The sequence below is a fragment of the Desemzia incerta genome (assembly GCF_900115825.1).
GTDB lineage: Bacteria > Bacillota > Bacilli > Lactobacillales > Carnobacteriaceae > Desemzia > Desemzia incerta.
The window spans coordinates 80,523-105,830 of sequence record NZ_FOXW01000003.1 but is presented as its reverse complement, the minus strand read 5'-3'; the positions used below and the strand labels follow the sequence as shown (position 1 = coordinate 105,830).

The following is a 25,308-nucleotide window of genomic DNA, read 5'->3' as shown; positions in this document are numbered from 1 at the left end:
ATTCAGTATTTATGTCCAAAAAAAAGACCCTTTGTCATGAATATGACAAAGGACCCTCCGCTTTTATGTACAAAAGTGTAGACTATCCGTTTGCATAATTCTTCCTTGTCAGCCTCACAGGACTGTATTAAAACGCTGAATTAGTTCTTATTGATTATGTAGTTGTTTTCTGAAAATGTCAACGCCGTTTTCAAGGTTGTCTATTAATAATGAACACGGAATTTTCAATTTAATTTCAATAGGATCTCTGTTACATCAATCTTTCTTTTTTTTTATACTATTTGTTTTGAAAGTTTAGCAGTATAAAATATATTTTCTAAGTTGTTAGAGCATTAAAACAGCATTAGTATTCTATGATATAATTTAGATAGTTTTTTTATAATCAAACATTTCTGATCTGGCTTGCAATACTAGTTGCTTCAAAGCTTTAAAAAGGCTTAGTTTCAAGGCTCTACAAAGTGTAGCATAACTAAATCAATCATTTTTAATCAATCTTCAACTTGTTGCTAGCTGGAAAAACAACAGTAAAGTATACTTGAAAAAAGGAGGAATAGACTTGGACATCGGAAAAAGATTGAAACAAAAAAGACAAGAAGCCAACTTAACTCAAAAGGAATTAGCAGACCTTTTGTTTGTTTCAAGGCAAACGATTTCTAGTTGGGAAGTCGGCAGAACTTATCCTGATCTAGAGACTCTAGTAAAAATCAGTGAATTGTTTGCCACTCCTCTGGACGATTTGTTAAAGGAGGATTCGCAAGTGATCAAAGATATTTCCGAAAAAGTGAAGAAAAGTGAACGAAGAAAAATCACCAGCATCATTTTAGCTGTGCTTCTTCTGATCGTAACCAGTACAAGTATTATTTATGGCATCAAACAGTACCAGCATAGCCAATTGAATGCACATATAAATCAAGAAGGTTTGAAGCCAAATGACCTATTGAATTCCACATGGGAGATGAATTACACTCCACTCGACGAATTACAACAATCTATTCTGTCATTTGACGAAAAAAGCCTGGTTCTTTGGAACAACCGGAATTATATGGCAAATATTACCTTGGACATGGAAGATGAAGAAATAAGTGAAATACATGGACGTTGGTTGGAAATGGGTTTAGTAGAAGGTATTGCTACGTATGAAGATGTCACTATTGAAGTAAAAGGAGATACTTATATTGTTTCTGCTTATGGTTATAGTCAAGAGTTCAAAAAATTAAGTGATACAATCATTCAAGATTCCAATGGAATAGAATACTTCAAAGTCTCCTCAAACAATACTCACGACGATCTTTATTCTTTAGCAGAATTAATGACTGAGTAAATCCAGAAATGCAAATGAACCAACAGGATGATGCTGTTGGTTTATTTGCAGTATCGTTTTTCCCATATGGACAAGATAGTTATGATTGAGGTATAGTTTTCTCACTCGATTTATTATCTATTTTTTTCAAATGATAACCTTCAAATAAGAATAAAATAAGCAACATGCCTAGGAATAGCATTAAAAAAGTGTTTAGCGTATAAGGTTGATCTTTGAGAAAATTGCTTACGAAGAGAGAAATAAAAGGAAATAAGAATATGATGTAATAGATTTTTGTTGTGTTGATTTCAACAACGTCTCCATCTTTTACTTCGATTTGGTTGCTTCGAGTCCCGAATTGGGTCACTCTCAGTAATGTGCTTTCAGCATCGATGTCAATATTCACCACTTCTTCATTAGCGATTTTCGTGACCTTTTCTCCATTAACCTTAATAGACAATTTTGATGCTATACCTGACAAATCAGTCTTACGTTTGATTGTTACTGACATAGTCTCACCCCTGTTTGATAGGATACAGTAGTATAAAAACTACTGTTCAATTTTCGCTTTTTCTTTTTTGGAGCTTTTAGGAAAAAATCCTAATAAAGCCAAAACTGAAAACATTACTGCTGAAAGCAAAACTGATTTGAGATCGATTTCCCTATTAACGAGGTATTGGCCTATAATATTTGCACTAGAAAATATTATGGCTACTTTAGGCACAACTCTCAAGTTTTCCTTAAATATTTGTTCTAATTTAGCTTTGAAATGTTTCTTTATATTCGCATTAAATTCATTTCTTTTATTATTCTCGATGCTGTTATTGTAATTAGGCTTTTTCAAGAAAATCCCCCTTTAAGAATTAATCGTCTATTATTAATTTAAACTATTTTTTTTTTTAGCCACTCGAAACACTAAATACGTGCACAAATTAGCCAATACAATTTCAACGATAAAGATTAAGAAATAAATCAAAATCGCACCTTTCATTTCCTCCGGTGCTGGTATAACAGAACCAAAAAAGCAACTGATTACTTGATTGATATGGTAAAAAAACATGATGGTCAAAATAAATTTAGTAATATAAGGAATAAAATTTTTCATGTATATAGCCGCCTTATTGGTATATGTATCAATAATGAGAATGATTACAGTGATAGAATAGTTGGGATGGTAAACAATCTAAATGAAGTTTTTTTATTCATTCGGTTTTTACCAGGTCCAACACTATTAGTATTATCTTAATACTAAAGGGTATAACATAAATAGAAAAGTTAATCATCAGTACGCCACTTCACTTTACAATAAAGTAATCGTCATTATTTATCTATATCCACGTGTAATTCTTATGTTATAATTACTTTGTTTTTTATACGGACTTAATTTCCAAATATTATTTCCATTTCGCATTTTTTCAAAACCTTAGAAAGAAGGATATCCATGAACAAACATATCATTGCTTATCAATTAAACAATGACGATCGTAAAGAGTTCGCTAAACTGATTCGACCAATTAAACCTTGGGTGCATATCAAAACATGGTTAGTTGGAGCTTTGTCTATATTTGCTGCTTATTTATCATATAGATTGATTTATCTGTTAGCTATCGCTGTTGAATATGTAAAAGAATATAACTTTTATTACGAAGACACTCTGCCTAAGCTTCTTTTGACGTCTGAAGAATTGTCTGCATTCACATCCAATTTATTAACTGTTCTAAGTACTCTGTTGGTTGGCTATTTCATCCTCCGAATTGTCTTTTTTTATGCTATTTGGCTGTCAAATGAACGCGCAGTAAAACGTCCTGCCAAGAACATTGCTGTTCAGGATACTGTTTTAGAAGTCAGTGTAGATCCACAAAATTATTATTTTCAATTTAACACTCAGTTTCCTACGCAAAACACTCCGCTCCATGTGTCTTATATCGAACAAGATATTATTCGTTCTATTCCCTTTAAGGATGGCTATATTCTTGTCCTTTCCATGACTCCTTTTTTCAAAGAATCACACACAAAACATCGAAAACCATTAACAAAAAATAAAAAAATATTTATGGCAGCAATACGCTTTAATCTATATGTCCATCATCGCATCTTGAATAATACCGGACACGTAGTGTATTTTCCTTTAACTGGATTTTACAATGAACAAGAGGAAGATTTCCTTAGAAAAAGATTGGACCAGTACTTAGAGAAAGAATAATAACCGGTTTAAAAGTTGTCATCACTTAAACAATAAAAAAACTTCCAAAAAACCTGCTTGTCATCTTCCTCAAGCTCTTTTTCTAGAAGTTTATTTTTATTGATTTATGATTTGTAAACTACTTTAAATTCTTTAATATACCTATATATTTATTCATTTCTCAATAAGCGTACTATTTGCAACCCGTCTGAAGGAAAACTCCAATTGGGACCTAGACGGCGAGGAAGTTGGTTAGGAACAAGAGTAAAAATTAAAATATAGAGATTAATCTCCGCAAATGCGATCAAAATAATTCGTAGCCAACCTTCTATATCAAGTTTAAGGAGAAACACACATAGTATCATAATGAGTGCAGTCATTATCGGTCCTCCAAGTAAGCTGAAAAAAGCCTGCTGCTTATTTAATCCCCCTCCCCATCTACAACGACCATTAAAAGCCCATTGAAGATGGAAGTGAAATCGCCCTACTTGAAAGTTTTCTTTATTATTGTCTCCAACATCTCCTAAATAAATATGTACATGATGAGTTTTAGAAGTCAATGCAGTCCCAATACCATGACCAATTTCATGCAGCATTAAGCTAATGGGAACAACAATAACGATTAAGAGTAGATTCATATAGTTTTCTCCTCCTAAATTTAATTCAATTAAAAATGATATTCGCATAAAGGTTTGTTTCAAGTATTTTAATTAATAAAGTAAACTTACTATTGAATGGTTTTTCTAAAATAAGAAATGTGCATACCTTTATGAATGACAACTTCTTTATCTAAGCACTTATAGCCTAAATCCAAATAAAAATTAATCAACTTTGTTTCTTGCTTTATGGTATCTAAATTCCACTCTTTTATGGTTGGAAATCTACTTTCAATGTCATATATTGCTTGTTTTCCATACCCTCTGTTTTCAAACTGAGGCAGTATAGCCATTGGAGAAATTCGAGCCGCTGATTTATTCCTATTTGTAATAATCCTAATAAATCCTACGTTAATGAAATTTACTTGAATAAGATAGTATCGACTATTCGCCATAGCGAATTTTCTTTCGATATCCTGCAAGATTTCTTTATAAGGCGATGTTTCTTTGTCTCTGTATTTTAAGTAGAATTGTTTAAAGGCTTCTTTTTGGATTTCCAATATCTTCGGTAGATCTTTTCTTTCTTGAACTGGGTAAAGAAGGATGTTTTCCATATAGTTTCACAAACTCCTTTCTTTTCACCTTTCTATTTGGCTCGAATGTATTCAAGGGCTTTATTAATATACTCATCCTGTTTACTTTTTATACCGTCTCTAGTTCTATCTACCCAGATATCAGGCTCTACCCCCACTAAATGTGTTTGAGAACCATCTGTATTGAGTACTTCAGCCATAGTAATCCCGCCAAGCAATTTTCCAGGTATAGAGTATGTGTACATATTGCCATCCGCACCTGCAGTAGCTTCTCCTATAATCGTTCCTAATTGGTTATTTTTTACATACTTTAAGAAGTACTCAGGCATACTCATAGACCCTGAATAGCTTAAGAATACAATTTCACTATTAATAGTTCCTTTGCCGGCTTCAAATCCAGTTTGTTCATCAATTAATATTGGAGATTTTCTATCTGGATAAATTGCTCCATGAAAACGAAAAATCGGTCCAATTAGTGTTTGGTCTGTCAGAAGTTGAATGATTTCTAACGTTTCTTCAAATGAGTATGGGTACCCACGTAAATCAAAAATGATACCTTTTGCAGCATTCAAATTCGTTCTATTTTCTTTTATTTCATCTAAAACTGGTTGAGTAAGATTTACATACCATATGTTGTCTTCCAATTCTTTTAAAGGACTGTCTCGTTTAAATTCGTCTAATGATACCTTAGACTTTTCAATCTCTGTAAAAGTGTGTTTAGTTCCGTCTCTTTCAATCACAATCTCTTCTCCAGATAATTCATGAACGTATTGAAGTGATCGATATTCCTTCAACTGTGATGACCCAGGAATAAAATCCGTAACGTCTTCTAACCAACTTTTTACATTCTTATCTCCAATAGAAATCAATCGGTCGCCTTCTTCAAAAGGTGACTCCTCATCTGTGACCGTCAAAATAACTTCACTATCTATAACATCTACCTGAAATGGCCAATATTCTCTCGATTCTAAAGTTAATGAGCTGGTGAAAGGAATCCGAGTGTCGCTGATATTTGCATGCCCATCTCCTGTTTTTTCTAGTAATTCCATTAACACATTCCTATAATCTTCATTTGTACTAGCCTCATAAGTTTTTTCTAAGTAAGCTATCAATTGTTTTTCCCAATCGGTGTCCATAACATGAAAGTTTGGGTAAAAGTGTTGGAAATTATTCCATACGACTGTTGTAGCAGCAAATTGAACTTGTTTGTCATCTAAGTCTTCTGAAACTCGAGATAACTCTTTTTGTAAATTTTTAAAGGCATTTATACTATCTTTGGTCCCTCCAAGAGTTCGTGTATCTTTCAGCGTTAAGTTATTGATTGTTTCTCCTTCAATCTTCTCAGTTCCGAGTGTTAGAGGAATGCTAACAGCCAGTTCGTCTGTTAACTGAACGTTTATAACATCTTCCTTACTAGGATAATCATTAAACAAGGCATTTTCACTCAATATTAATTCACCATTCTCTATCTTTGCCTCCACACGCTCACTACTGTAAATAGATGGGCCTGCCAAGTCATCCATCGCCAACCCTTTGTGTTGCCAAGCAATAAGTTCATCAGTTGTCGTATCAATATCAGGAACCTCTTCCGTCGATGGATCATAGAAAACGACGGTTGGTGCAATAGGTAAATACAGTTCTTCTAACGTTTCTCTCAATTCTTCATTGGTTTGGGAACTATGAACTTTTTCCGCTCCATAAATAGCAAAATTGTGCCAATTGATATCACTTGCCTCATCACTCGGATGAAAAAAGCGAATGTATCCATATAGTTTGCTGAAAGCATACTCATTTTCAACAATTTGATTTTTCCCAAGTCTCTCTTCTGAAGTTTCTTTCTGTGATGATTCTTGTTCAGTTTGACAAGCTGTTAAAAACAAGAAAATAAAGCACCATAAAATAGTTTTCCACGTTTTTACATTAAGTATTCGTCTATACTTTGGTTTATTCATCGATTGCCCTCCGGAAACAATATTGTTAATGATAAATAAATTTACGTACTCGCCTTCTCATATGTAATTTCAAAAATAGAGTACTATAGTTAAAGATTACTGATGCCTGTTAAAAAATTCTATCCCTTGCTGCTATTTAATGGATAGAATGGCTAAAAACTATTTTTGTCTTTTCAAAGAATTACTTTTAATCAACTCAAGAACATATGCTAAATCTTTATCTTCTTTCAAATGTTCTGGAGTCCATGGGATATAGATGTCAGGTGAGATACCTATGCCATTGGTTGCGTATTTTTGATTCATTTTAGCGATGCTATAAACAAACTCGTACTCTCCGTAGTCTACTGTAACAACATTTATATAATCAATAATCCCCCTCGTTGAACGTCCTACTACCGTAACTTTAGGTGATTTTTTAACATTTTCTACAAATGTATCTCCAGAACTACCGCAATAGACATCTGATAACACATAAACATTTTCAGGCATTGAGTGCCCATTAATAAGATAATCGTCATCGTCAGATAATTCTATCAATCCCCTCCCTCTGTTTTTTTCAAAAATGGTTATTTCTTCTTCTAACATAGCTCTTGTATAATCATCTAATTCTTGCGTTAAGTAGTCTTTCAATTCTGGAATCCAAAGTTGATAGTTTCGTTCGGTATGATTCGTGAACACATTTTGATCTTCGGCAAACAAATCTTTGAAATGAACCGGTTGATCAAAAATGTAATCTAATAAAGGAAAATAGAAAGAATCATTTCCGCCCCCGTTCACTCGTACATCAATAATTAAGTTTTCACTTTTTTCTAAGGTTTCTTTGTTATTTTTGATTATTTCTCTGATAGGAGCCTCTTGAGCAAAATCAGTTAATTTGATGTATGCAGTGTTTGAATCCATTTGCTTAAATGAATATTCAGCACTTGTATACTCTTTATCATAACTGGAAAGATTTAGTACAAAAGATTGATCTCCTCTCATAACTTGTACACTAGTTGATTTATTTAGAATTGCATTCCAATTCTGTCTTTCCGGAATAGTATCTTTTAGACGTTTTTGATGTATTTCACCTAATTCTTTAATGCTGACTCCATCAATGAGAGTAATTTCATCTCCAACTATCAATTTACTCTCTTTAGAAACGTCTATTACATATAGAGTATTCTCATAGCGTCTTACAGAAAAACCAACATAAGTTGGATTTTTCTTTTTTGATTCGAACCATAAATGCCCATCATTAAAGTCTAGTAAATATTCCTCAATAGTGTTCAAAAATCCTTCTTCACTCATGTCATTAGCTACAGTATAGAGTTCAGGATGATTTAAATCCTGACTATCGATGTAACCCGCGTAATCCTCATTCATAATTTTTTGTATATCTTTAAATATTTCTTCTTTTGTATGCATAATAGCCTCCTCTTACAGTATCCTAGACTGATAGGTTATAATTTTAATAGTTAATTCTTCCGAATTTCATCTCGCCTTAAGTCCGTATGTTGAACTAAAAAGTCCTGATTGCTTCCACTTCCAATTCTCAAAATTTGGAGACATTTTTCTTTGAATGCAAATTATTATATACCAAAGTAAAAATAACACCCATACAGATATCATAGCAGCTACAGAATTCACCCAAAAGCTAGTAGCAGGTAAAAGGCCAACTTTGTTCATCAAAGAAAGAATAGTTGGAACCATAAAAGATGTTGTCAGATAATTTGCTATAAATAAACAACCAGCATCTCGTATCAAATTATAGTAATGATAATTTTTTTGATAATCTAAAATGCCAAAAAAGATTAAGTCTGCAATTATATTTATCAGGAGTAAATAACCTATCAGGACATAATTTGCTTCATATGTGATTAAGGAAATTAAAACTATCAGCACAGGAGTTTTGAATAGCCGTTCATAAAAACGTAATTGGTCTTCAAATTCTAAATCTTTAAATTTCCTCACAGTATCACCTCTCCCCCATCTTATTTAATAACCCCAAAGATTACATTAGGTTCTTCAATAGATTCATTGAATGTATTTTGCAAAAGTTCTTTAGAAATGGGCGAATTTTCTCCTGCTAGAATAAAAGATTTCATAAATCCTCGATTTGTTTAAAAAGAATTTTCTCTATAGCATCTAAACAATCTTCTGCAATATGAGTTGGTTTTGTTTCATTCCATAAGTGCCTATTTTTTGTTAAACTTTCAATTCCTTCACCTGTTAAGACTAGAACGCTTTTCATATCGGAATTTTTAGCAAGGAGCATATCATTTTCCCCAGAATCTCCTACTACATAACATTTTTTCGAGTCTAAATCATATTTTTTATAGCTTCCCTAACAAAAAAAGGCAGAGGCTTTTTACAATTACAGTTATCTTTTCTAGCATGAGGACAAGTATAGACTTCTGCTATCTTAACCCCTTCATTTTCTAATTTATTCAATAATTTTCCTAGAGAATCATTGTATTCTTCCAGTGTCATTCGCTCATGAGCGATATGACTTTGATTCGTAATTATTATATTTAGAAAACCATTCTCGTCAGCTTTTTGCAACGCTAGTACAGCTTGGTCAAAGAATTTAAAATTATTATTTATTAGAGTCTGACTATCTGCACCTAAAGTACCTAAAAGATCCCAAATTATTGCCTTATTCATAAGCAACAGATTCTCCCTGTCTTAACTTTTTGAAATGGATGAAAAAATCATTGTTCCTTTCTACAAAATATAAGCATCTAATGACAAACTAGCATCATACTTAAAACATTTCAATGTAGCAAAAGCATAAGGATCTACGTCATCAGCTTCAATGTTTACTATCTCAAATTGAGCTATCAGATCATCGATTACTTTTTTATAAAATTGCATATAGTTTTTGATATCGTAAATGTCAGTTCCGCCAATATATCCTATTTCTATCTCGTTATCACTTTCTGTACTGTAACAAAATACATAAGCTTTAATTTCTTTATTCTTTATAAGTAATTTAGACTCCTGGAAATTTAAATCATCGATTATTATTTCCTTCCACTGAGCCGTTGTGATGTCTTCTCGTAATGGATTGATTCTTTTATGAAAATCTATATAATTTTTCAATTGCAATTTAAAGGCTTGATCCTGAATTTTATCAGTCACCATTCCTAATGAATAGATCTCTCCATTTACTTGAGATGTTTCTAGGTTGCTGATTTTCGCTCCCGTTAAATTGGGTGTATAACATTTCCGTACTAATTCGAATCCACACTTGATTAAAAAATTTGTAGCTGCATGATCTGTTGATTTAACGGAGACTTGAAGCTTTTTAGTATCTGAAGTTAGATACAACTGATCAAAAAGTTCTCTCCCGATTCCTTTCTTGCGATAGTCTGGGTGAATATAAATTCCTATGTACTCTCTGTAAGGGTGAATTGAATTTTTCCATAAGCTTCCTATCCCTATAAGATTTTCGTTTTCTATAGATAGAAAAGTTATCTTTGCTTCCTTACCCCAAATTAAAGAGTAAGAAGTAGTTTTTAATAGTTGATTTATTGCTTCATCGAAGGTTGGTTTATATAGAATAAACATAGTGCCCACTCCTAACTAAGGTTTATAGACAACCTCGAATTCTGCACACACTACTAAAGCTTCTTCATCGAAAACCCGGTTGTTATTTGCATATTCTTTTGAAAAGAAGTCAATATGCACTTTTCTCCAATAATCCAAAGTTCTATCGCCTTCGCCCTCTTTAAATGCATGATCTTTTGATACTTTATTGAAAGAAGTCACATAGACATTTGTTATTTTGATAATACAAACAGCATTGCCATTTCCATCTAAAATGATGCTTAATTCATTTTCTTGCGGTATCGCTTCATCCTCTATTTCATACAGTTCATATCCTGAAGTCGTAGCCGTTTTAACTCCTTGTAAAGTTAATTCAGCTAATTCGTCAGGATACGCACCATAACTCCAAGCTTCATAGTTAGCATTCTTTTGTTCTGGATAGTCCCTAATAAATTGCTCCCATAATTCTGTTGCTTTCATTCATATTCCCTCTCATTCTATAGATTAAAAAATTATTTAAGTTCATAATGTAAAACATATTCGTTATCTTCTTTATTAAAAGAATAGTCTCTAAATCCTTCTGAACGCAATAGATTTCCCATTACTTCATTACCTTTAACATAATCTGCAATTAAAACAGTGTATTTATTTTTTTCTTTACTCATTTGTATAACTTTTCTTATCGTTGCTCGGCCATGGCCTTTCCCTTGATATTGTTTTCCAATCATCATACGCCAAATCATGATTTCTTTTTCATCCTCATCTATATCTAACAATAGAAAACCTACAACCTTATTTCCGTCCTGTATAGCATAGGGAAATACATCATTATTATTGCGATACAAATAACATTCCGCTAAAGAATGGACATTAGGAGCAACAAAATATTTCTGCTTCTCAGCAATTTCTAAATGGATTACATCCTTAAAATTTTCTTCATTAACTGGTACAAATTCAATCATCTCATATCACTTCCTTAGTGAAGTTAATGTATGCTTTAATAGTTTTGTGATTTGAAAGAATTAAGTTGATTCTATCTATGTATCACTATTCATTCCTAGTATTACCATGCCGTACCATGCAAATAAATATTACCAGTTGGAAATGTACTCACATCTTTTGTAATCGAGCAGATAAGAATAGGAAAACCGGTTCTCGTCATATACTCATTAGAGTAGTTTTTTTTCACCGTTTCAGTTCGGTCAATTCTTTCAAATCCGCATGAATTATAAAAAGAAACAACTTCTTCTCTACAACCTAAGTATCCAAAGTGAGCATATTCCTTTTGTTGCAGGTTATTTATCAACTGATGCATTAACATTTTAGCTATCCCAAAACCACGATAATCTCTTTCTACTAATACACCACCAATACCTGCAACTTTTACCTTGCTTTTTCCTACGGCTATCCATCTTTTGTCTGCACCAATATGCCCAATTAATTTACCATTCATGTAAGCCATGGCCCGAATATCTGACGGTGAGAATCCATAAGGAGCATTTTTCTCCCAGACATCATCTTCATCAGTGTATTCATTGTTAAACAACTGTTCAATATCCTTCAGCTCTTCGTCTGTTATCGTTGAATTATCTTTCATTCTAATTTCAATATCCATTAATATAGCAGCTCCTAACAAATCAAGTCTTGAGACACTTAGAATGTCCAGTCGTATGTATAAAATAATCTACGACAAATCAGTTCCCTTCTTTTTATTTCTCTCTACTTCGCCTACAAAGCAATGAAGGGTCTGCGCATATATCAAAGGTTGATCTTCAGAAACTAAGTGCCCTGCAAAAGGAATGACAGAAATGTGGATATCAGGATTGAGTCTCTTGAAATTTAACGCATTAGCTACTTCCTTTTTAGAAGAGCCGCCGGAAATACAGAGCATTGGTACACTAATATCGGAAACGTTGCTTACTTGATCAAATGGGTAATCTTCTCCACCTTCAATCACAGACTGAAATAAACTTCTCCAATCACCATCACCATGCATCTCGTCTAAAATAGACGCTATATCGCTATTGGATCGAATACTCTTTAATCCTTCAGCTTCTTCTTGTTCGCTTTGCTCCCAACCTGTAGGCTTGATTGGAAAAATGCCTGATACAGTCAGTGAACTCACGTAATCAGGATATTTTTGTGCAAACAACAGTGCTTCAATACCGCCATAAGAAACACCTGCTATATGACATTTTTTAATTCCAAAAAAATTTAATGTATCTTTCACATCATCTGCCGCATAACTAAAATAATTTTTTATCTCTCCCACAGATCCGCCGTGTCCTCTTAAATCTGGACGAAAGACTTGATACTTTTTATCGACAAAAAACTGCATGACTTCTTCATTCATAGAAGAGCCAGTATTGCCAAATGAATGAAACAGCATTAAAGGCGTCCCTTCTCCACGCACATCTGTATGTAAAATCATTACATCCTCCTTATTGATGATATGGTTATCTTTGCTTTTCAATCAATTCAAGTACATAAGTTAAATCAACGTCTTCTTTCAGATGTTCGGGTGTCCAAGGAATATAGATGTCGGGTGCAATTCCTTTGCCATTTGTCGCGTATTTTTGATCCATCTTCGCAATACTGTAATTGAATTCGTATTTCCCATAATCCATAGTAACCACATTTACGTAATCGATGGTACCCATTGTAGAGCGTCCCACTACCGTAACTTTAGGCGATTTTTTTGCATTTGCAACAAGCGTATCTCCAGAGCTTCCGCAATAAACATCTGATAATACATAAACATTTGCTGGTGTCGCGTTTCCTTTGATTAGGTAGTCGTCATCATCTATCATTTTGATTAACCCTTTTCCTTTATTCTCCTCAAATAATGCAATTTCTTCTTTCAACATATTTGTTGTAAGGTCATCCAACTCTTGTTCTAAATAGTCCTTCAATACTGGAATCCAAAGCTGATAATTTCGTTCGGTATGATTGGTAGACATTTGCTGATCTTCTGCAAATAAACTTGAAAACCAAGTGGGTTCAGCAAACATGTAGTCCAATAGAGAAAAGTAAAATGAATCGTTTCCCCCTTTATTTACTCTTACATCAATAATCAAGTTATCACTGCTTTCTAAAGCTTTTTGATTCTTGTTCAGAAGCTTTTTAATTGGCGCTTCTTGAGCAAAATCAGTCAGCTTAATATAAGCAATGTCCGAATTGATTTGTTGGAATGAATATTCAGGTGTATAAGGGAGTCTTTCGTAATCTGCCAGAGTCAATACGTATGAATTCTCTTCACTGATCACTTTTACCGTTTTCAATTTACTCAAAACAGCATTCCATAGTTGGCGTTCTGGGATGTCATCTTCCAATAGCTTATTATAAGTAATGGCTAATTCTGGAATACTGACTCCGTCAATCATCGTAATCTTATCACCGATTTTTAAGCGCTGTTCTTGCTGATTACTGGTAACATACAATACTTCTTCATACCGTCTGACAGAAAACCCAATGAATGGTACTTTACTGTTCTTTGCAGAGAGCCATAAATGCCCATCATTAAAATCCAATAAATAATCTTGAATCATTTCTTCAAATTCTTGATCACTCATGTCATTGGATACCTTATAATTTTCAGGATGATTCAATGGCTTGCAGTCTATGTATCCTGCATAGTCTTCACCCATAATTTTTTGGATATCTTCAAAAATCTGTTCCTTTGTAAACATATTTAAATCCTTTCTGATCTTGCAACCCAATTATTCTTTAACCCCTTATTTAATATCATTTTTATTTCATCTTATTTTAATCATTGTATCATATAAGATGTAGCCTATTGTATACATTATGTTATTAGTTAAAAAATTCTTTTACTAAAAGGCAACCTTAGTAAGAGAATCTTTATGAGTAATCATTTCTGCTTTTATCAATTATTCTAAGTCATTAACTGAATTTTTATAATTTTTCCTCAGCAGCCCTGATTCCGGAAGAATTTTTTTGAAGTCTATCCTTTTAAAAAAGTAATACTGACTATTTCTGTAGGAATACGGGATGGCTTATAGCCATGAAGAAGGAGGCAATGTGAATTACTTAATGTACGGCTTTAGCCGTTACACTAAGTTTGAAGCTTGCAAGCCTTGAGACGGTATTTGGCTCAAAGCGGTCTCACGGCTATTCTTAAGACATCACATTATCCGAAGGAAATAGTTTGTCAACGTGAGAACATAAAACTCTCAAACTTTCTCATCAACCTCATTTGATGAAGAACTTTTCTTTAGTCATATTTCAAAAACAAAAAAGCTGTTCATTACATGAGTTAAACTCATGTAATGAACAGCTTAAATTTTTATTCCAAGAAATCTTTCAATTGCTTAGATCTGCTTGGGTGGCGTAATTTGCGTAGAGCTTTTGCTTCGATTTGACGGATACGCTCACGAGTAACACCGAAGACTTTACCTACTTCTTCAAGTGTTCTTGTACGGCCATCATCTAAACCAAAACGTAAACGCAATACGTTTTCTTCACGGTCTGTTAAAGTATCCAATACATCCTCTAATTGTTCTTTCAACAATTCGTAAGAAGCATTGTCTTCAGGACTAGTTGCGTCGTGGTCTTCGATGAAGTCTCCTAAATGAGAATCATCTTCTTCACCAATAGGCGTTTCTAATGAAACAGGCTCTTGAGAGATTTTTAAGATTTCACGTACTTTTTCAGTTGGCAAATCCATTTCAGCACCGATTTCTTCTGGTGTAGGATCTCTTCCCAAATCTTGTAATAATTGACGTTGGATACGCACTAATTTGTTGATGGTTTCAACCATGTGCACTGGAATACGGATCGTTCTCGCTTGGTCAGCGATAGCACGAGTGATTGCTTGTCTGATCCACCAAGTTGCATACGTAGAGAATTTAAACCCTTTAGTATAGTCGAATTTCTCAACAGCTTTCATCAATCCCATGTTACCTTCTTGAATCAAGTCTAAGAATTGCATTCCACGTCCTACATAACGTTTTGCAATACTTACTACTAAACGCAAGTTGGCTTCAGCCAAACTTTGTTTCGCTTCAGGATCTCCTTCTTCGATTCGTTTAGCTAAAGAAACTTCTTCGCCGGCAGACAATAGATCTACACGACCGATTTCTTTTAAATACATACGAACAGGATCATTGATCTTAACGCCTGGAGGAGCAGTCAGATCTTCTGGTTTTTCTTCCTCTTCTTCTTTTTTCAGTTGTCGTTCAGTAGGATTTCCATCTTCTCCGACAACACCAATTCCAGCATCTTCAACGCGTTGGATTAAATTATCCATATCTGTAGCGTCTAAACTGAAAGGCGTTGCAATTTGATCAGCTAATTCATTGTACTTGATAATCCCTTTTGCCTTGTACTCGCTGATAACTCTTTTTACCGCTTGTTCATACGTTTCTTTATTTGCAGTTTGTTTTTCTGCCATCAAAAAATGCCTCCCCTTTTCCAACTGAATGATTTAAAAAATACTTAAATCCATTAATTATGATCTTACCATACCTCACTTGTTTTTCAATAAGCGAGATAGATCCACGACTTCCTTCATTAGGATACGCAATTCATCTCGATTTCCTTGTCTGGAAGCTTCTTTTATTTGCTGCTGCTTTTCTTTGAGCTGATTTTCTAAAGTGGATTTTCTAGAAATAACATCTACACAGTCGATAATTTCCTGGTTAGACATTTCTTCACTCACAGACATCAATTCAAGTTCCGCAATATGGTTCCGTAATTCAGGTTCTTTTACGAAATCCATAAAAGCTTCTACAGTTCCTTGATTATCTGTCTGTTCTTTAAAACTCTCAAACAACACATACAGCATTTGGTACTCATCGTGAAGAAAGTGAAAGTGTTCATCGATGCTTTTCAGCTGTACCCAAGCAGCTTCAAAATGGAACAAGCGATTCAGCAATAATCTTTCTGCCCGTTCAATCGGCCCAATCGTTCGCCTTTGCTGTTGAACTTGAGGAGCGACTGCTCTTCTGGGCGGCTCTTGCTGTTCTGTTTGTTTCCCTTTGTTTTTCTTGCTTTGGTACGCATAGAACGTCTGTTGGAACTGCTCTTTCAGTGTCTCGAGAGTCAAATCGAACTCTTCAGACAACTGCTTCAGATACACTTCTCGTTCTACTGCTGAAGGAATTGTCAGCATCTCATTGAGAATTTTTTCAATATACCCCAACCGTTCGCTCTCATTGTTTAAATTGAGCGATTTTCGGTAATAGCGCATCTTGAAGTTGAATAACGTATCTCGTCCATGACGGACAAATTCAACAAATGATTCCGGAGACTTTTGCTTGATGTAGTCATCAGGATCCAGACCTTCTGGAAAACTCACTACTTCTACATCAAAATGTGTTTCTTCCGTCAAAAGATCCGTAGCTCTTTTGGTTGCCTCAATCCCGGCATTATCCCCATCATAAGCTACTACGATTTTATCTGTGATTCGATCCAGCATATGAATCTGTTCATTCGTTAAGCTGGTTCCCATGGTAGCCAAGGCATTGGTCACACCGGCTTGATAAGCCGAAATAACATCCATAAAACCTTCAAATAGAATTGCTTCTTTTTCTTTTCGGATCGTTGAACGTGCCCGCTTATAGTTGAACAATACTTTTCGTTTATTGAACAAATACGTTTCTGGACTGTTCAGGTATTTAGGTTCATTGAAATGCGGATTTTCAGTCACTTTGAACAGCCGGCCAGATAAAGCCACGACTTTTCCTTGCTGGTTTTCTACCGGAAATAAGATCCGGTTAGAAAATCGATCCATTTTATCCCCATTCTCACGAGTGATAAAGAGTCCAGATTCTTCCATCTGCTGCTCTGTATATTCTTTTCCTTGTAAATATTGCAGCAACACTGTTCGTTCTTTAGGAGAAAAACCGATTTTAAAGGTTTCAATTGTCTCCATAGTCAATCCGCGATCCAGTAAATACTGTAACGCTTCTTCACCAGCAGTCGTATTGACCAAGATATGGTGGTATAACTCCACACTATCTTCATGCATTTGGATCAATTGATCTTTTTTCGAGTCTCCTGCTGCTTGAAAACCATTCTGCTGCGGCAACAACTCATTATCTACAGGGATATTAGCCAATTCAGCTGTCTTAATGACCGCTTCTGGAAAAGATAATCCATCTACTTCCATTAAAAATGAATAGACGTTCCCTCCACGCCCGCAACTGAAACAATGATAAATTTGTTTTTCTTCTGTAACGGAAAATGATGGTGTTCGTTCTTCGTGGAATGGGCAAAATCCAAACAAGTTCTTTCCTTGTTTTTTCAATTGCACATACTGACTTACGACATCCGTGATGTTGGTTTTTTGCCGAATCTCATTAATTGTCTCTTCAGGAATCCTTACTGCCAAATACTCCACCTCAATCCATTCAAGACTGTTGTCTACTAAATAAACAGTAAAAGTATCTAAGAGTCGCACTCATCAAATAAGTGCGACTCAATTATTTTTCATTTATTATTACACGCAACAATACATAATGTATTATAGCATGTAAGGCTTTAAATTACAAAGTCAAAATATTATATGATCCGCTTTTCGGCGTACATTTGCTAAGGATTCATAGACTATTCTGAATCGAATCCTCATTATTGAATGGAGGCTACTTTTTTACCGATATTCGTCCGTTTTTCAAGTCCTAACCAAATGACTTGAGCGATAGTGAAATCAATCATACTGTGTATGACTGTGCCTAATCCCACTAGCAATAATACTGAAGTCATAAACCCTTGTGCATAATAACCTTCTGTCATGTTCCCTCCGAAATAAAACAACGAAACTACTGCAATCTCACTTACAGCATGAACAATACCGATCCCTAATGAGAAAAGAAGAGATTGACCTTTATTATTCAGTAGAGATGGGCGCTTTTTCAATAGTTGAGAACCGAGGACTACAAATACTACATGCGTCAGTGCCCTTAATGTTACCACTATTGGGAAACCGCCTAAAAAGAAGCCCATTGTTGTTCCAAGTGCAACGGTCAGCGCCACTCCTGGAGAAATGAACATAGCAATAAATATAGCAACATGACTCGCTAAAGTAAATGAGGCTGGTTCTAAAATGATCTTTACCGGACTGATCATCGGAATCAAAATCCCGATAGCGATCAATATAGCTGTTAACGTTAATTTTAATGTCTGATTTGTTTTTGTTTTCATTTTTTCACGATCCTTATAGGTTTTTTACAGGTGTCTTGACACCTGTAAAACAATTATATAAGTTATCCGAAAAATGTCAATATAAAATCAGCTTACGTACAATATATTTAGTCGCTTCAGTTCTTCTTTGATTTCTTCAAACGTTTCACTGTCTTCACAGGCAATGGTGTGTAAATGGATTCCATTGGTTAAGTCTGAAAGCAATCCTGTTTCCGTTTCTAGCACCCGTTTCGTAAATCGGTCTGCGTCTTTTCGAGAAGCAATGTTCAACCGCCCGGCCAACTCTCCATAAATTGGGTGTTCGACAATGACGTCTAACAATTCCCCACCTTTATCGACCACGGCATACAATTCCTGTTTCGTCTGGTTGCCTGTATGCTGACAAGCTATGGTACCGGTATATTGCCGGTGTGTATTTTTCGACCGGGCAGCAGCGTCTAACACATAACCGCGCGGGGTTGCAATAATATCTACTCCAGAAGCACGCAGTAAAGAAACGTCCCCTACAATCACTTGTCTGCTGACACCAAGCTGCTTAGCCAGCTTTGACGCGCTGAATGGTTCGCTTTCTTGTCTTAATCTTGCAATAATCGATTCTCTTCTTTGAGCAGCATCCATGATCTTATCCATCCTTTTTTGTCCTTAATGTATTCATTATACAAAAAGGATCCTCCATAATACAACGGAGGATCCTTTTATATTTTGTTGTTTAAGAAGCAAATTGTGCATCATGAAGGTTACGATAAACTCCATTCAAAGCCATCAGCTCTTCATGGTTTCCTTCTTCAGCAATCCCGTCTTCATTGACTACCACAATACGAGTCGCATGTTTGATCGTTGCTAAACGATGGGCAATGATCAATGTTGTGCGCCCTTCTGCTAATGAATTCAAGGACTCTTGAATCACTTTCTCTGTTTCTGTATTCAGCGCTGAAGTAGCTTCATCCAAAATCAAAATCGGCGGATTCTTTAAAAACATCCGTGCGATAGACAATCGTTGTTTTTGACCTCCAGAAAGCTTGACGCCTCTTTCTCCGACAACACTGTCGAGACCTTCAGGCATATTTTGAACTACACTTTCTAAATGTGCCAAACGGATAGCTCTATAAACTTCTTCATCTGTAGCCTCTAAATTCCCATAACGAACATTTTCACGAATCGTTCCTGGGAATAAAAACACATCTTGTTGGACGACACCGATTTGATTACGCAAAGAATCTAACGTGATATCTTGAATATTGTATCCATCAATCGTAATTTCACCTGAATCGATCTCATAAAAGCGCGGCAACAAATTGCAAATTGTTGATTTCCCGGCTCCACTCGGTCCGACGAAAGCAACAGTCTCTCCAGGATGGATCGTTAAATTGATTCCATCTAATACAGGAGTTTTGCCTTCGTAAGTAAAGGACACATTTTTGTATTCGATCTTCCCAGTGAGACCACTGACTTCTACTGCACCTGGTTTATCTTTGATATCAGGTTCCAGATCCAATTCTTCAGAAAATCTCTTGAATCCTGCTATACCTTTGGGGTAACTTTCGATCATATTGTTGACTTTCTCTATCGGTCTAACGAAGACGTTCGCTAATAAAATAAAACCGATGAAGTCACCATAACTGATTTCTCCTTGGATCGTATAGTATGCTCCAAAAAACAAAGCAAACAAACTAATTAAACGAATCAGTAAGTAATTGTAGGCATGACTGATGCCCAGCATTTTGAAAAACAAAATTTTAGATTTGCGGTACGATTGGTTCAATCCTTCAAATAGAGAACTTTCGTGAGCTTCATTTGCAAAGGCTTGAACCACGCGGATACCGCCAACAGCAGATTCAATCCCAGCACTGAAGTTCCCTAAGCTGTTGTAAATATCTGTATTGACTTTCGTCATGCGCTTATTGAAAAAAGCTAATGCCAAAGCAATAAACGGAACCAAGATAATGGTTGCGATCGCTAATCCGGTATGGATTTGAAGCATCATATAAAAAGCACCCGTTAAGGTGAAAATCGTAATAAAAATATCTTCCGGACCATGGTGAGCGACTTCTGCGATCTCAAAAAGATCAGAAGTCAGTCTTGTGATCAGCTGGCCTGTCTCACGGTTGTCGAAGTATCGAAAAGATTGCCGCTGCAAATGAGAATACAAGTCTCTACGCATATCAGTCTCAATATTCGTTCCCAATTTATGTCCGTAGTACGTCACTACAAACTGCAGTGATGTGGTAATGATATACAATAACAGCATTCCTACAGAAGCTGCCACGATCAAAGTCCAATTGGCAGTCGGCAGCAGTTCATCTGTTACTTGACTGACAACGATTGGAAATGCCAGTTCCAAGACAGCTACCACTACAGCGGAAATGAAATCGATGGTAAAAAGTGTTTTATACGGTCGGTAGTAATCAAAAAATCGTGTTAACATAATATCCCCCTAATGAACGATCCCTAGTCGCTATAGTTTTTTCTCAATGTATTCTTTCAAGATCACAACATGATTATACACTTCATCTTTTGCCGCATACACCAATGTCACATCTTGTGTCTTTAAACAGTCGTTTAGTTGTTGAATAAAAGTCGGTGTTTCTGGATTGGCGTCTAATTCTTGAAGGTACTTCTCTTTGAAAGAATCAAACTTTTCCGGATCATGCTGGAAAGATTTCCGCGCTTCTGTAGTAGGTGCGATATCTTTGTTCCACTCGTCAACAGCTGCTGCTTCTTTTTTTATCCCTCGAGGCCAAATACGGTCTACTAAAATCCTGTACCCATCTGTCGACGATGCAGCTTCATATACTCGTTTCATTTTCACTTTATGAGACATATGAACAGCTCCTTTTCCTTATTCAAGTACGATAGTTAAAAAAAGGACTCCACTAGAAATGACTCTTCCTAATGGAGCAGGTAATTCAACTTACTTGATCACTAATTTATCTAAATCAGCAAAAGATAATGCAAATTGTGCGATCTCACGAAGCATAGACAAACGATTGTTTCGTACTGTTTCGTCTTCTGCCATGACCATGTTTTCTTCAAAGAATTCATGGATGGAAGGCGCTAAGTTGGATAAAGCAGCGTATCGTTCTCTTACAGAGAAGTCAGCATAACGCTCTTTAACAGAAAGAACAGCGTCGTATAGATTCTTTTCACTGGCTGTTTCGAACTTATCGGTCTCGATAGAAGTCTCATCAGAAGCTTTTTCAGCTAAATTGATTGCACGTTGGACAGCCTCGATAGTTGATTTAAAGGTTTCTAATTGGCTTTCAGCTTCTAATACTTGAGCGATCTCAATGATTTGCAAGATATCGTCTTGAGTAGAACCTAAAGCAGCATCCACTACCCCGTAATTCAATTGAAGACTTGTCAATAATTGACGGATTCTGCCTTTGATGAAGCTTAATGCATCAGCTTGTGTCTCAGCGTATCCGCTCAACATCAATTCTGGCTTTTCATGTAACTGAGAAGAAATGTTTGCCCAAATCGTACGGACTGGGAATGACCATTGTTTGTCGACAACGATACGAATCATTCCGTAAGCTTGTCTTCTTAGACCAAACGGATCATTTGATCCTGTTGGAACAACTCCAGCAGCAAACAAACTCATTACACTGTCTAATTTGTCCGCAACAGCTAGAACAGCCCCTACACGACTAGTTGGCAATGCACCTTCACTAGAAATCGGTTGGTAATGCTCACGAATCGCTTGAGCAACTGCTGGTGTCTCACCAAATAATAAGGCATATTTCTCGCCCATGATTCCTTGAAGTTCAGGGAACTCATCTACCATGTTCGTTACCAAATCAAATTTATAAATGTCGGCTGCTCTTTTCAGGTCGGTCATTTCTTGTTCAGTCAACCCGATTTGTTTCCCGATCACTTCAGCGAATAGTCCAGTCCGTTGCATTTTTTCATACAATGAACCGATTTTTTCATGGAAAGTAACAGATTTCAATTTTTCTAGGCATGCATCGATAGACAATTTTTTGTCTTCTTCAAAGAAGAATTGAGCATCATCTAAACGAGCAACTAATACTTTTTCATTTCCTTTAGCTACGTTTTCGATGTGGTCCGCATTTCCATTACGTACAGAAATAAAGTACGGCAAGATATCTTTTTCTTGATTCATCACGTAGAAATAACGTTGATGATCTTTCATCGAAGTCATCAAGACTTCATTTGGAATCGCTAAGTAAGATTCATCAAATGTTCCGTAGAAAGCCGTTGGGTATTCTACGATATTAGTGATCTCTTCTAGTAACTCTTCGTCTAATGGAACCGTCCATTGATGTTTTTCAGCTAACGCATTGATTTGACTAACGATCAAAGCAGTACGTTTTTCGTTGTCGGCTACCACAAATTGCTCACTTAGAGCTGCTTCGTAATCTAATGCCGTTTCGAAGACAACATCTTCACCTAAGAAACGATGTCCGCGGCTGGTATTTGACGTTTCTACATCCAACACTTTAAAAGGAATCACTTTCTCATCTGCCATAGCAGCGATCCAGTGGATAGGACGAATGTATTTTAACGAATGATCTGCCCAGTGCATGCTCACTGGGAAAGTCATTGATGTCACGACTTCAGACAATTGCGGAAGAATATCCATAGCAGATTTTCCAGGAATGAATTTGTCTACGTGAACGTATTCTACACCTTTCAACTCTTTGAAATAAATATTTTCTGGCGTTAATCCTTGACCTCTAACAAATCCTTGAGCTGCTTTTGACCAGTTTCCTTCGTTATCTAAAGCAATTTTCTTCGCTGGACCTTTAGCGGTTACTTCTTGATCTTCTTGTTTTTCAGCTACATCATGAATCAAAACGGCCAAACGGCGCGGTGTAGAATAAGATTTGACTTGTCCAAAAGACAAGCGGTTTTCTGTCAGAAATTTTTCCACGCGCTCCATTAACTGGATGCGGCTTTGAGTGATCACGTTAGCGGGCATTTCTTCTAATCCGATTTCAAGCAATACATTGTGACTCATCTTATTCAGCTCCCTCCACTGTAATGTCTTCTTTCAATAATGGGAATCCCAATTTTTCACGCTCATTGACGAAGGCTTTTGCGATCGAACGAGCCATGTTACGAATACGTGCTAAGTAACCAGCTCTCTCTGTTACCGAAACAGCTCCTCGTGCATCTAACAAGTTGAATGTGTGACTGCATTTAAGCACGTAATCATAAGCTGGATGTACCAACCCAGCATCGATTTGTTTTTGAGCTTCTTTTTCGTACTCTTCAAAGAAGTGCAGCAACATCTCTTGATTGCTGTTGTTAAACGCATATTGAGAGTGTTCATTTTCTGGTTGAATAAAGATTTCTCCATATTTTACGCCTTGAGTCCACTCAATATCGTATACACTGTCTACTTCTTGGATGTAAGAAGCTAAACGCTCAAGACCATATGTGATCTCGCTGGTAACAGGCTTGCACTCTAATCCGCCGACTTGTTGGAAGTAAGTAAATTGTGTGATTTCCATTCCATCCAACCACACTTCCCATCCTAGTCCTGCACATCCCATAGAAGGGTTTTCCCAGTTGTCTTCTACGAAACGAATATCGTGTTCTAAAGGATTGATGCCTAATAATTCCAAGCTTTCCAAATATAACTCTTGGATATTTTCAGGAGATGGTTTCATCACAACTTGGAATTGGTGATGTTGGAACAAACGGTTTGGATTCTCTCCATAACGGCCGTCTGCTGGTCTTCTTGAAGGCTCAACGTAAGCCGCGTTCCATGGTTCTGGACCAATAGCACGTAAGAACGTATAAGGACTCATCGTTCCAGCACCTTTTTCTGTATCGTATGCTTGCATCAGCATACAACCTTTATCAGACCAAAAATTTTGCAATGTCAAAATGATCTCTTGAAAAGTTAAACTGTCTTTTTTCATTTTTGATTCACTCCTAGAATTTTTTTGAAAATAAAAAAAGTCCCTATGCTCAACACTGTTCGTTAAGCATAGGGACGATTATATACACTAACCGCGGTTCCACCCTAATTCTAGTATTGTTATCGAAACACTACTAGCATCTTTGTTGGTCTCAGCTCCAGATGCCTTTCAAAATCTTCTTGTTATTTGGCTCGCACTATCCCAAAATCGCTTTAAACAAGGGTCAGATCTTTACTTCTTCCTTCAACGCTGTTTCTTCAATTCTTTATTATAATAGCTTCTTTGCTAACTCATTGTCAATCTTTTCTGTCATTTTTTTCAGGGTTGCGGGCATCTTTCAACACGCTGCCCCACTTATCCATTTTCTTGATGAACCCTTTACTTTTTAATTTGATCCCAACGGAATCGTCGTATATATGGTCCACCAAAGATTGAATCTCTTTTTTTGTCTCTTCTTTCACACTGATAGACCCAATTTGATCTAAGGAAACCCTCGAAAATAAACGAATGAAGTAGATGCTCCTTTGAGTCGCATGATATCGGTGTTCATCCATATGCCAGTGTTTCTGGCACAACAGTCCTCCATATGTCTGAGAATAATCAAAAGGACCTTCCGTATTGCCGCAAACCCGGCATCCTCTTAACTCTGGAGCAACTCCAAAATAAGGCAGCAGCTGGATTTCAAAAATATTCATGATGATTTCCGGATCAGATCCTTCATCGATTTCTTGTAAACTGGCCGCTAACTTATGATATAGAGCAGGGTTAGGCTGTCTGTCTTCTAATGCGACATCTGTCAGATTCAACAAATAAGTGGCATATGCATTTAAGAAGATATCCGTTTGCATGCTCTGGTACTGCTGCTGGTCTTTAGCGTCATTCAAAAAACAAAGCCCCGTTGTTCGAACGTCTCCAATATAAGTTGCTTTTGTAAAAGGGAGGATAGCTGTCTTTAGTTTGTTGTTTCTCTTCCCTGTTCCTCGAGTAAAAAACATCAACTTGCCGAACCGATCTGTAAAAATCTTTACTAAATGGTCTTGCTCTCGATGTTTTTTAACAGACAAAACAATGCCTTCAAATTCTTCAATTTGAGACAATTC

At 35.9% G+C, this 25,308-nt stretch carries 27 protein-coding genes; 2 read left to right on the top strand and 25 right to left on the bottom strand.

Annotated features, from left to right (window positions below; translation table 11 throughout):
• The first annotated feature begins 556 nt into the window (after window positions 1-556).
• On the top strand, window positions 557-1,321 hold the full coding sequence (locus tag BM137_RS04650; protein ID WP_177192497.1) for a helix-turn-helix transcriptional regulator: 765 nt from the start codon (window positions 557-559) through the stop codon (window positions 1,319-1,321).
• 79 nt (window positions 1,322-1,400) lie between these two features.
• Here BM137_RS04650 and BM137_RS04645 read toward each other — a convergent pair whose 3' ends face one another.
• From BM137_RS04645 to BM137_RS04635, 3 genes are read right to left on the bottom strand one after another with little or no spacing between them, the layout of a single operon-like run.
• A complete protein-coding gene (locus tag BM137_RS04645) occupies window positions 1,401-1,811 on the bottom strand; it encodes a hypothetical protein (RefSeq protein WP_092479997.1) in 411 nt (136 codons plus the stop codon).
• Between the two features lie 39 nt (window positions 1,812-1,850).
• Window positions 1,851-2,144, bottom strand: coding sequence for a hypothetical protein (locus BM137_RS04640; RefSeq protein ID WP_092479996.1), 294 nt, complete (start codon window positions 2,142-2,144; stop codon window positions 1,851-1,853).
• A gap of 33 nt (window positions 2,145-2,177) precedes the next feature.
• A complete protein-coding gene (locus BM137_RS04635) occupies window positions 2,178-2,405 on the bottom strand; it encodes a hypothetical protein (protein WP_092479995.1) in 228 nt (75 codons plus the stop codon).
• 336 nt (window positions 2,406-2,741) lie between these two features.
• On the opposite strand from BM137_RS04635, the gene BM137_RS04630 reads away from it, so the two are divergent.
• A complete protein-coding gene (locus tag BM137_RS04630; RefSeq protein WP_092479994.1) occupies window positions 2,742-3,503 on the top strand; it encodes a hypothetical protein in 762 nt (253 codons plus the stop codon).
• A gap of 149 nt (window positions 3,504-3,652) precedes the next feature.
• Here BM137_RS04630 and BM137_RS04625 read toward each other — a convergent pair whose 3' ends face one another.
• The 22 genes from BM137_RS04625 to recO all read right to left on the bottom strand — a co-directional run bounded on the left by BM137_RS04625 (window position 3,653) and on the right by recO (window position 25,305).
• Window positions 3,653-4,120 (bottom strand): hypothetical protein, encoded by a 468-nt coding sequence (locus tag BM137_RS04625; protein ID WP_092479993.1) that lies wholly within the window; start codon window positions 4,118-4,120, stop codon window positions 3,653-3,655.
• Window positions 4,121-4,209: 89 nt separating this feature from the next.
• Entirely contained in the window at window positions 4,210-4,692 is a 483-nt protein-coding gene (locus BM137_RS04620) for a GNAT family N-acetyltransferase (RefSeq protein ID WP_092479992.1), read from the bottom strand.
• A gap of 32 nt (window positions 4,693-4,724) precedes the next feature.
• Entirely contained in the window at window positions 4,725-6,623 is a 1,899-nt protein-coding gene (locus tag BM137_RS04615; RefSeq protein ID WP_092479991.1) for a S41 family peptidase, read from the bottom strand.
• Between the two features lie 159 nt (window positions 6,624-6,782).
• Window positions 6,783-8,030, bottom strand: coding sequence for a S41 family peptidase (locus BM137_RS04610; RefSeq protein ID WP_092479990.1), 1,248 nt, complete (start codon window positions 8,028-8,030; stop codon window positions 6,783-6,785).
• Window positions 8,031-8,096: 66 nt separating this feature from the next.
• A complete protein-coding gene (locus tag BM137_RS04605; protein ID WP_092479989.1) occupies window positions 8,097-8,576 on the bottom strand; it encodes a hypothetical protein in 480 nt (159 codons plus the stop codon).
• 130 nt (window positions 8,577-8,706) lie between these two features.
• Complete coding sequence (locus BM137_RS11380; protein WP_244887652.1) at window positions 8,707-8,880, bottom strand: hypothetical protein; 174 nt, start codon at window positions 8,878-8,880, stop codon at window positions 8,707-8,709.
• A gap of 44 nt (window positions 8,881-8,924) precedes the next feature.
• Window positions 8,925-9,269, bottom strand: coding sequence for a hypothetical protein (locus BM137_RS11375; RefSeq protein ID WP_244887651.1), 345 nt, complete (start codon window positions 9,267-9,269; stop codon window positions 8,925-8,927).
• A gap of 60 nt (window positions 9,270-9,329) precedes the next feature.
• Window positions 9,330-10,175 (bottom strand): GNAT family N-acetyltransferase, encoded by an 846-nt coding sequence (locus tag BM137_RS04595; protein WP_092479988.1) that lies wholly within the window; start codon window positions 10,173-10,175, stop codon window positions 9,330-9,332.
• Between the two features lie 15 nt (window positions 10,176-10,190).
• Window positions 10,191-10,634, bottom strand: coding sequence for an ASCH domain-containing protein (locus tag BM137_RS04590; RefSeq protein WP_092479987.1), 444 nt, complete (start codon window positions 10,632-10,634; stop codon window positions 10,191-10,193).
• Window positions 10,635-10,666: 32 nt separating this feature from the next.
• Entirely contained in the window at window positions 10,667-11,116 is a 450-nt protein-coding gene (locus BM137_RS04585; protein WP_092479986.1) for a GNAT family N-acetyltransferase, read from the bottom strand.
• 101 nt (window positions 11,117-11,217) lie between these two features.
• A complete protein-coding gene (locus BM137_RS04580) occupies window positions 11,218-11,769 on the bottom strand; it encodes a GNAT family N-acetyltransferase (protein ID WP_092479985.1) in 552 nt (183 codons plus the stop codon).
• Window positions 11,770-11,838: 69 nt separating this feature from the next.
• Window positions 11,839-12,585, bottom strand: a complete 747-nt coding sequence (locus tag BM137_RS04575; protein WP_092479984.1) for an alpha/beta fold hydrolase — start codon at window positions 12,583-12,585, stop codon at window positions 11,839-11,841.
• A gap of 25 nt (window positions 12,586-12,610) precedes the next feature.
• A complete protein-coding gene (locus tag BM137_RS04570; protein WP_092479983.1) occupies window positions 12,611-13,843 on the bottom strand; it encodes a S41 family peptidase in 1,233 nt (410 codons plus the stop codon).
• Window positions 13,844-14,460: 617 nt separating this feature from the next.
• The gene (rpoD, locus tag BM137_RS04565) at window positions 14,461-15,567 is read right to left on the bottom strand and encodes an RNA polymerase sigma factor RpoD (protein ID WP_092479982.1); all 1,107 of its coding nucleotides are present in this window, start codon (window positions 15,565-15,567) and stop codon (window positions 14,461-14,463) included.
• A 75-nt stretch (window positions 15,568-15,642) separates the two neighbouring features.
• Window positions 15,643-17,517, bottom strand: a complete 1,875-nt coding sequence (dnaG, locus tag BM137_RS04560) for a DNA primase (protein WP_244887650.1) — start codon at window positions 17,515-17,517, stop codon at window positions 15,643-15,645.
• Between the two features lie 227 nt (window positions 17,518-17,744).
• Window positions 17,745-18,317, bottom strand: coding sequence for a hypothetical protein (locus BM137_RS04555; protein WP_092479980.1), 573 nt, complete (start codon window positions 18,315-18,317; stop codon window positions 17,745-17,747).
• Window positions 18,318-18,404: 87 nt separating this feature from the next.
• Window positions 18,405-18,935 (bottom strand): transcription repressor NadR, encoded by a 531-nt coding sequence (locus BM137_RS04550; RefSeq protein WP_092479979.1) that lies wholly within the window; start codon window positions 18,933-18,935, stop codon window positions 18,405-18,407.
• Between the two features lie 91 nt (window positions 18,936-19,026).
• A complete protein-coding gene (locus tag BM137_RS04545; RefSeq protein ID WP_092479978.1) occupies window positions 19,027-20,742 on the bottom strand; it encodes an ABC transporter ATP-binding protein in 1,716 nt (571 codons plus the stop codon).
• A 30-nt stretch (window positions 20,743-20,772) separates the two neighbouring features.
• On the bottom strand, window positions 20,773-21,138 hold the full coding sequence (locus BM137_RS04540) for a DUF488 domain-containing protein (protein ID WP_244887649.1): 366 nt from the start codon (window positions 21,136-21,138) through the stop codon (window positions 20,773-20,775).
• Window positions 21,139-21,228: 90 nt separating this feature from the next.
• On the bottom strand, window positions 21,229-23,298 hold the full coding sequence (gene glyS / locus BM137_RS04535; protein ID WP_092479977.1) for a glycine--tRNA ligase subunit beta: 2,070 nt from the start codon (window positions 23,296-23,298) through the stop codon (window positions 21,229-21,231).
• Window position 23,299: 1 nt separating this feature from the next.
• The gene (gene glyQ, locus BM137_RS04530; protein ID WP_092479976.1) at window positions 23,300-24,208 is read right to left on the bottom strand and encodes a glycine--tRNA ligase subunit alpha; all 909 of its coding nucleotides are present in this window, start codon (window positions 24,206-24,208) and stop codon (window positions 23,300-23,302) included.
• A gap of 296 nt (window positions 24,209-24,504) precedes the next feature.
• Window positions 24,505-25,305 (bottom strand): DNA repair protein RecO, encoded by an 801-nt coding sequence (recO, locus tag BM137_RS04525; protein WP_092479975.1) that lies wholly within the window; start codon window positions 25,303-25,305, stop codon window positions 24,505-24,507.
• Window positions 25,306-25,308: the final 3 nt, after the last annotated feature.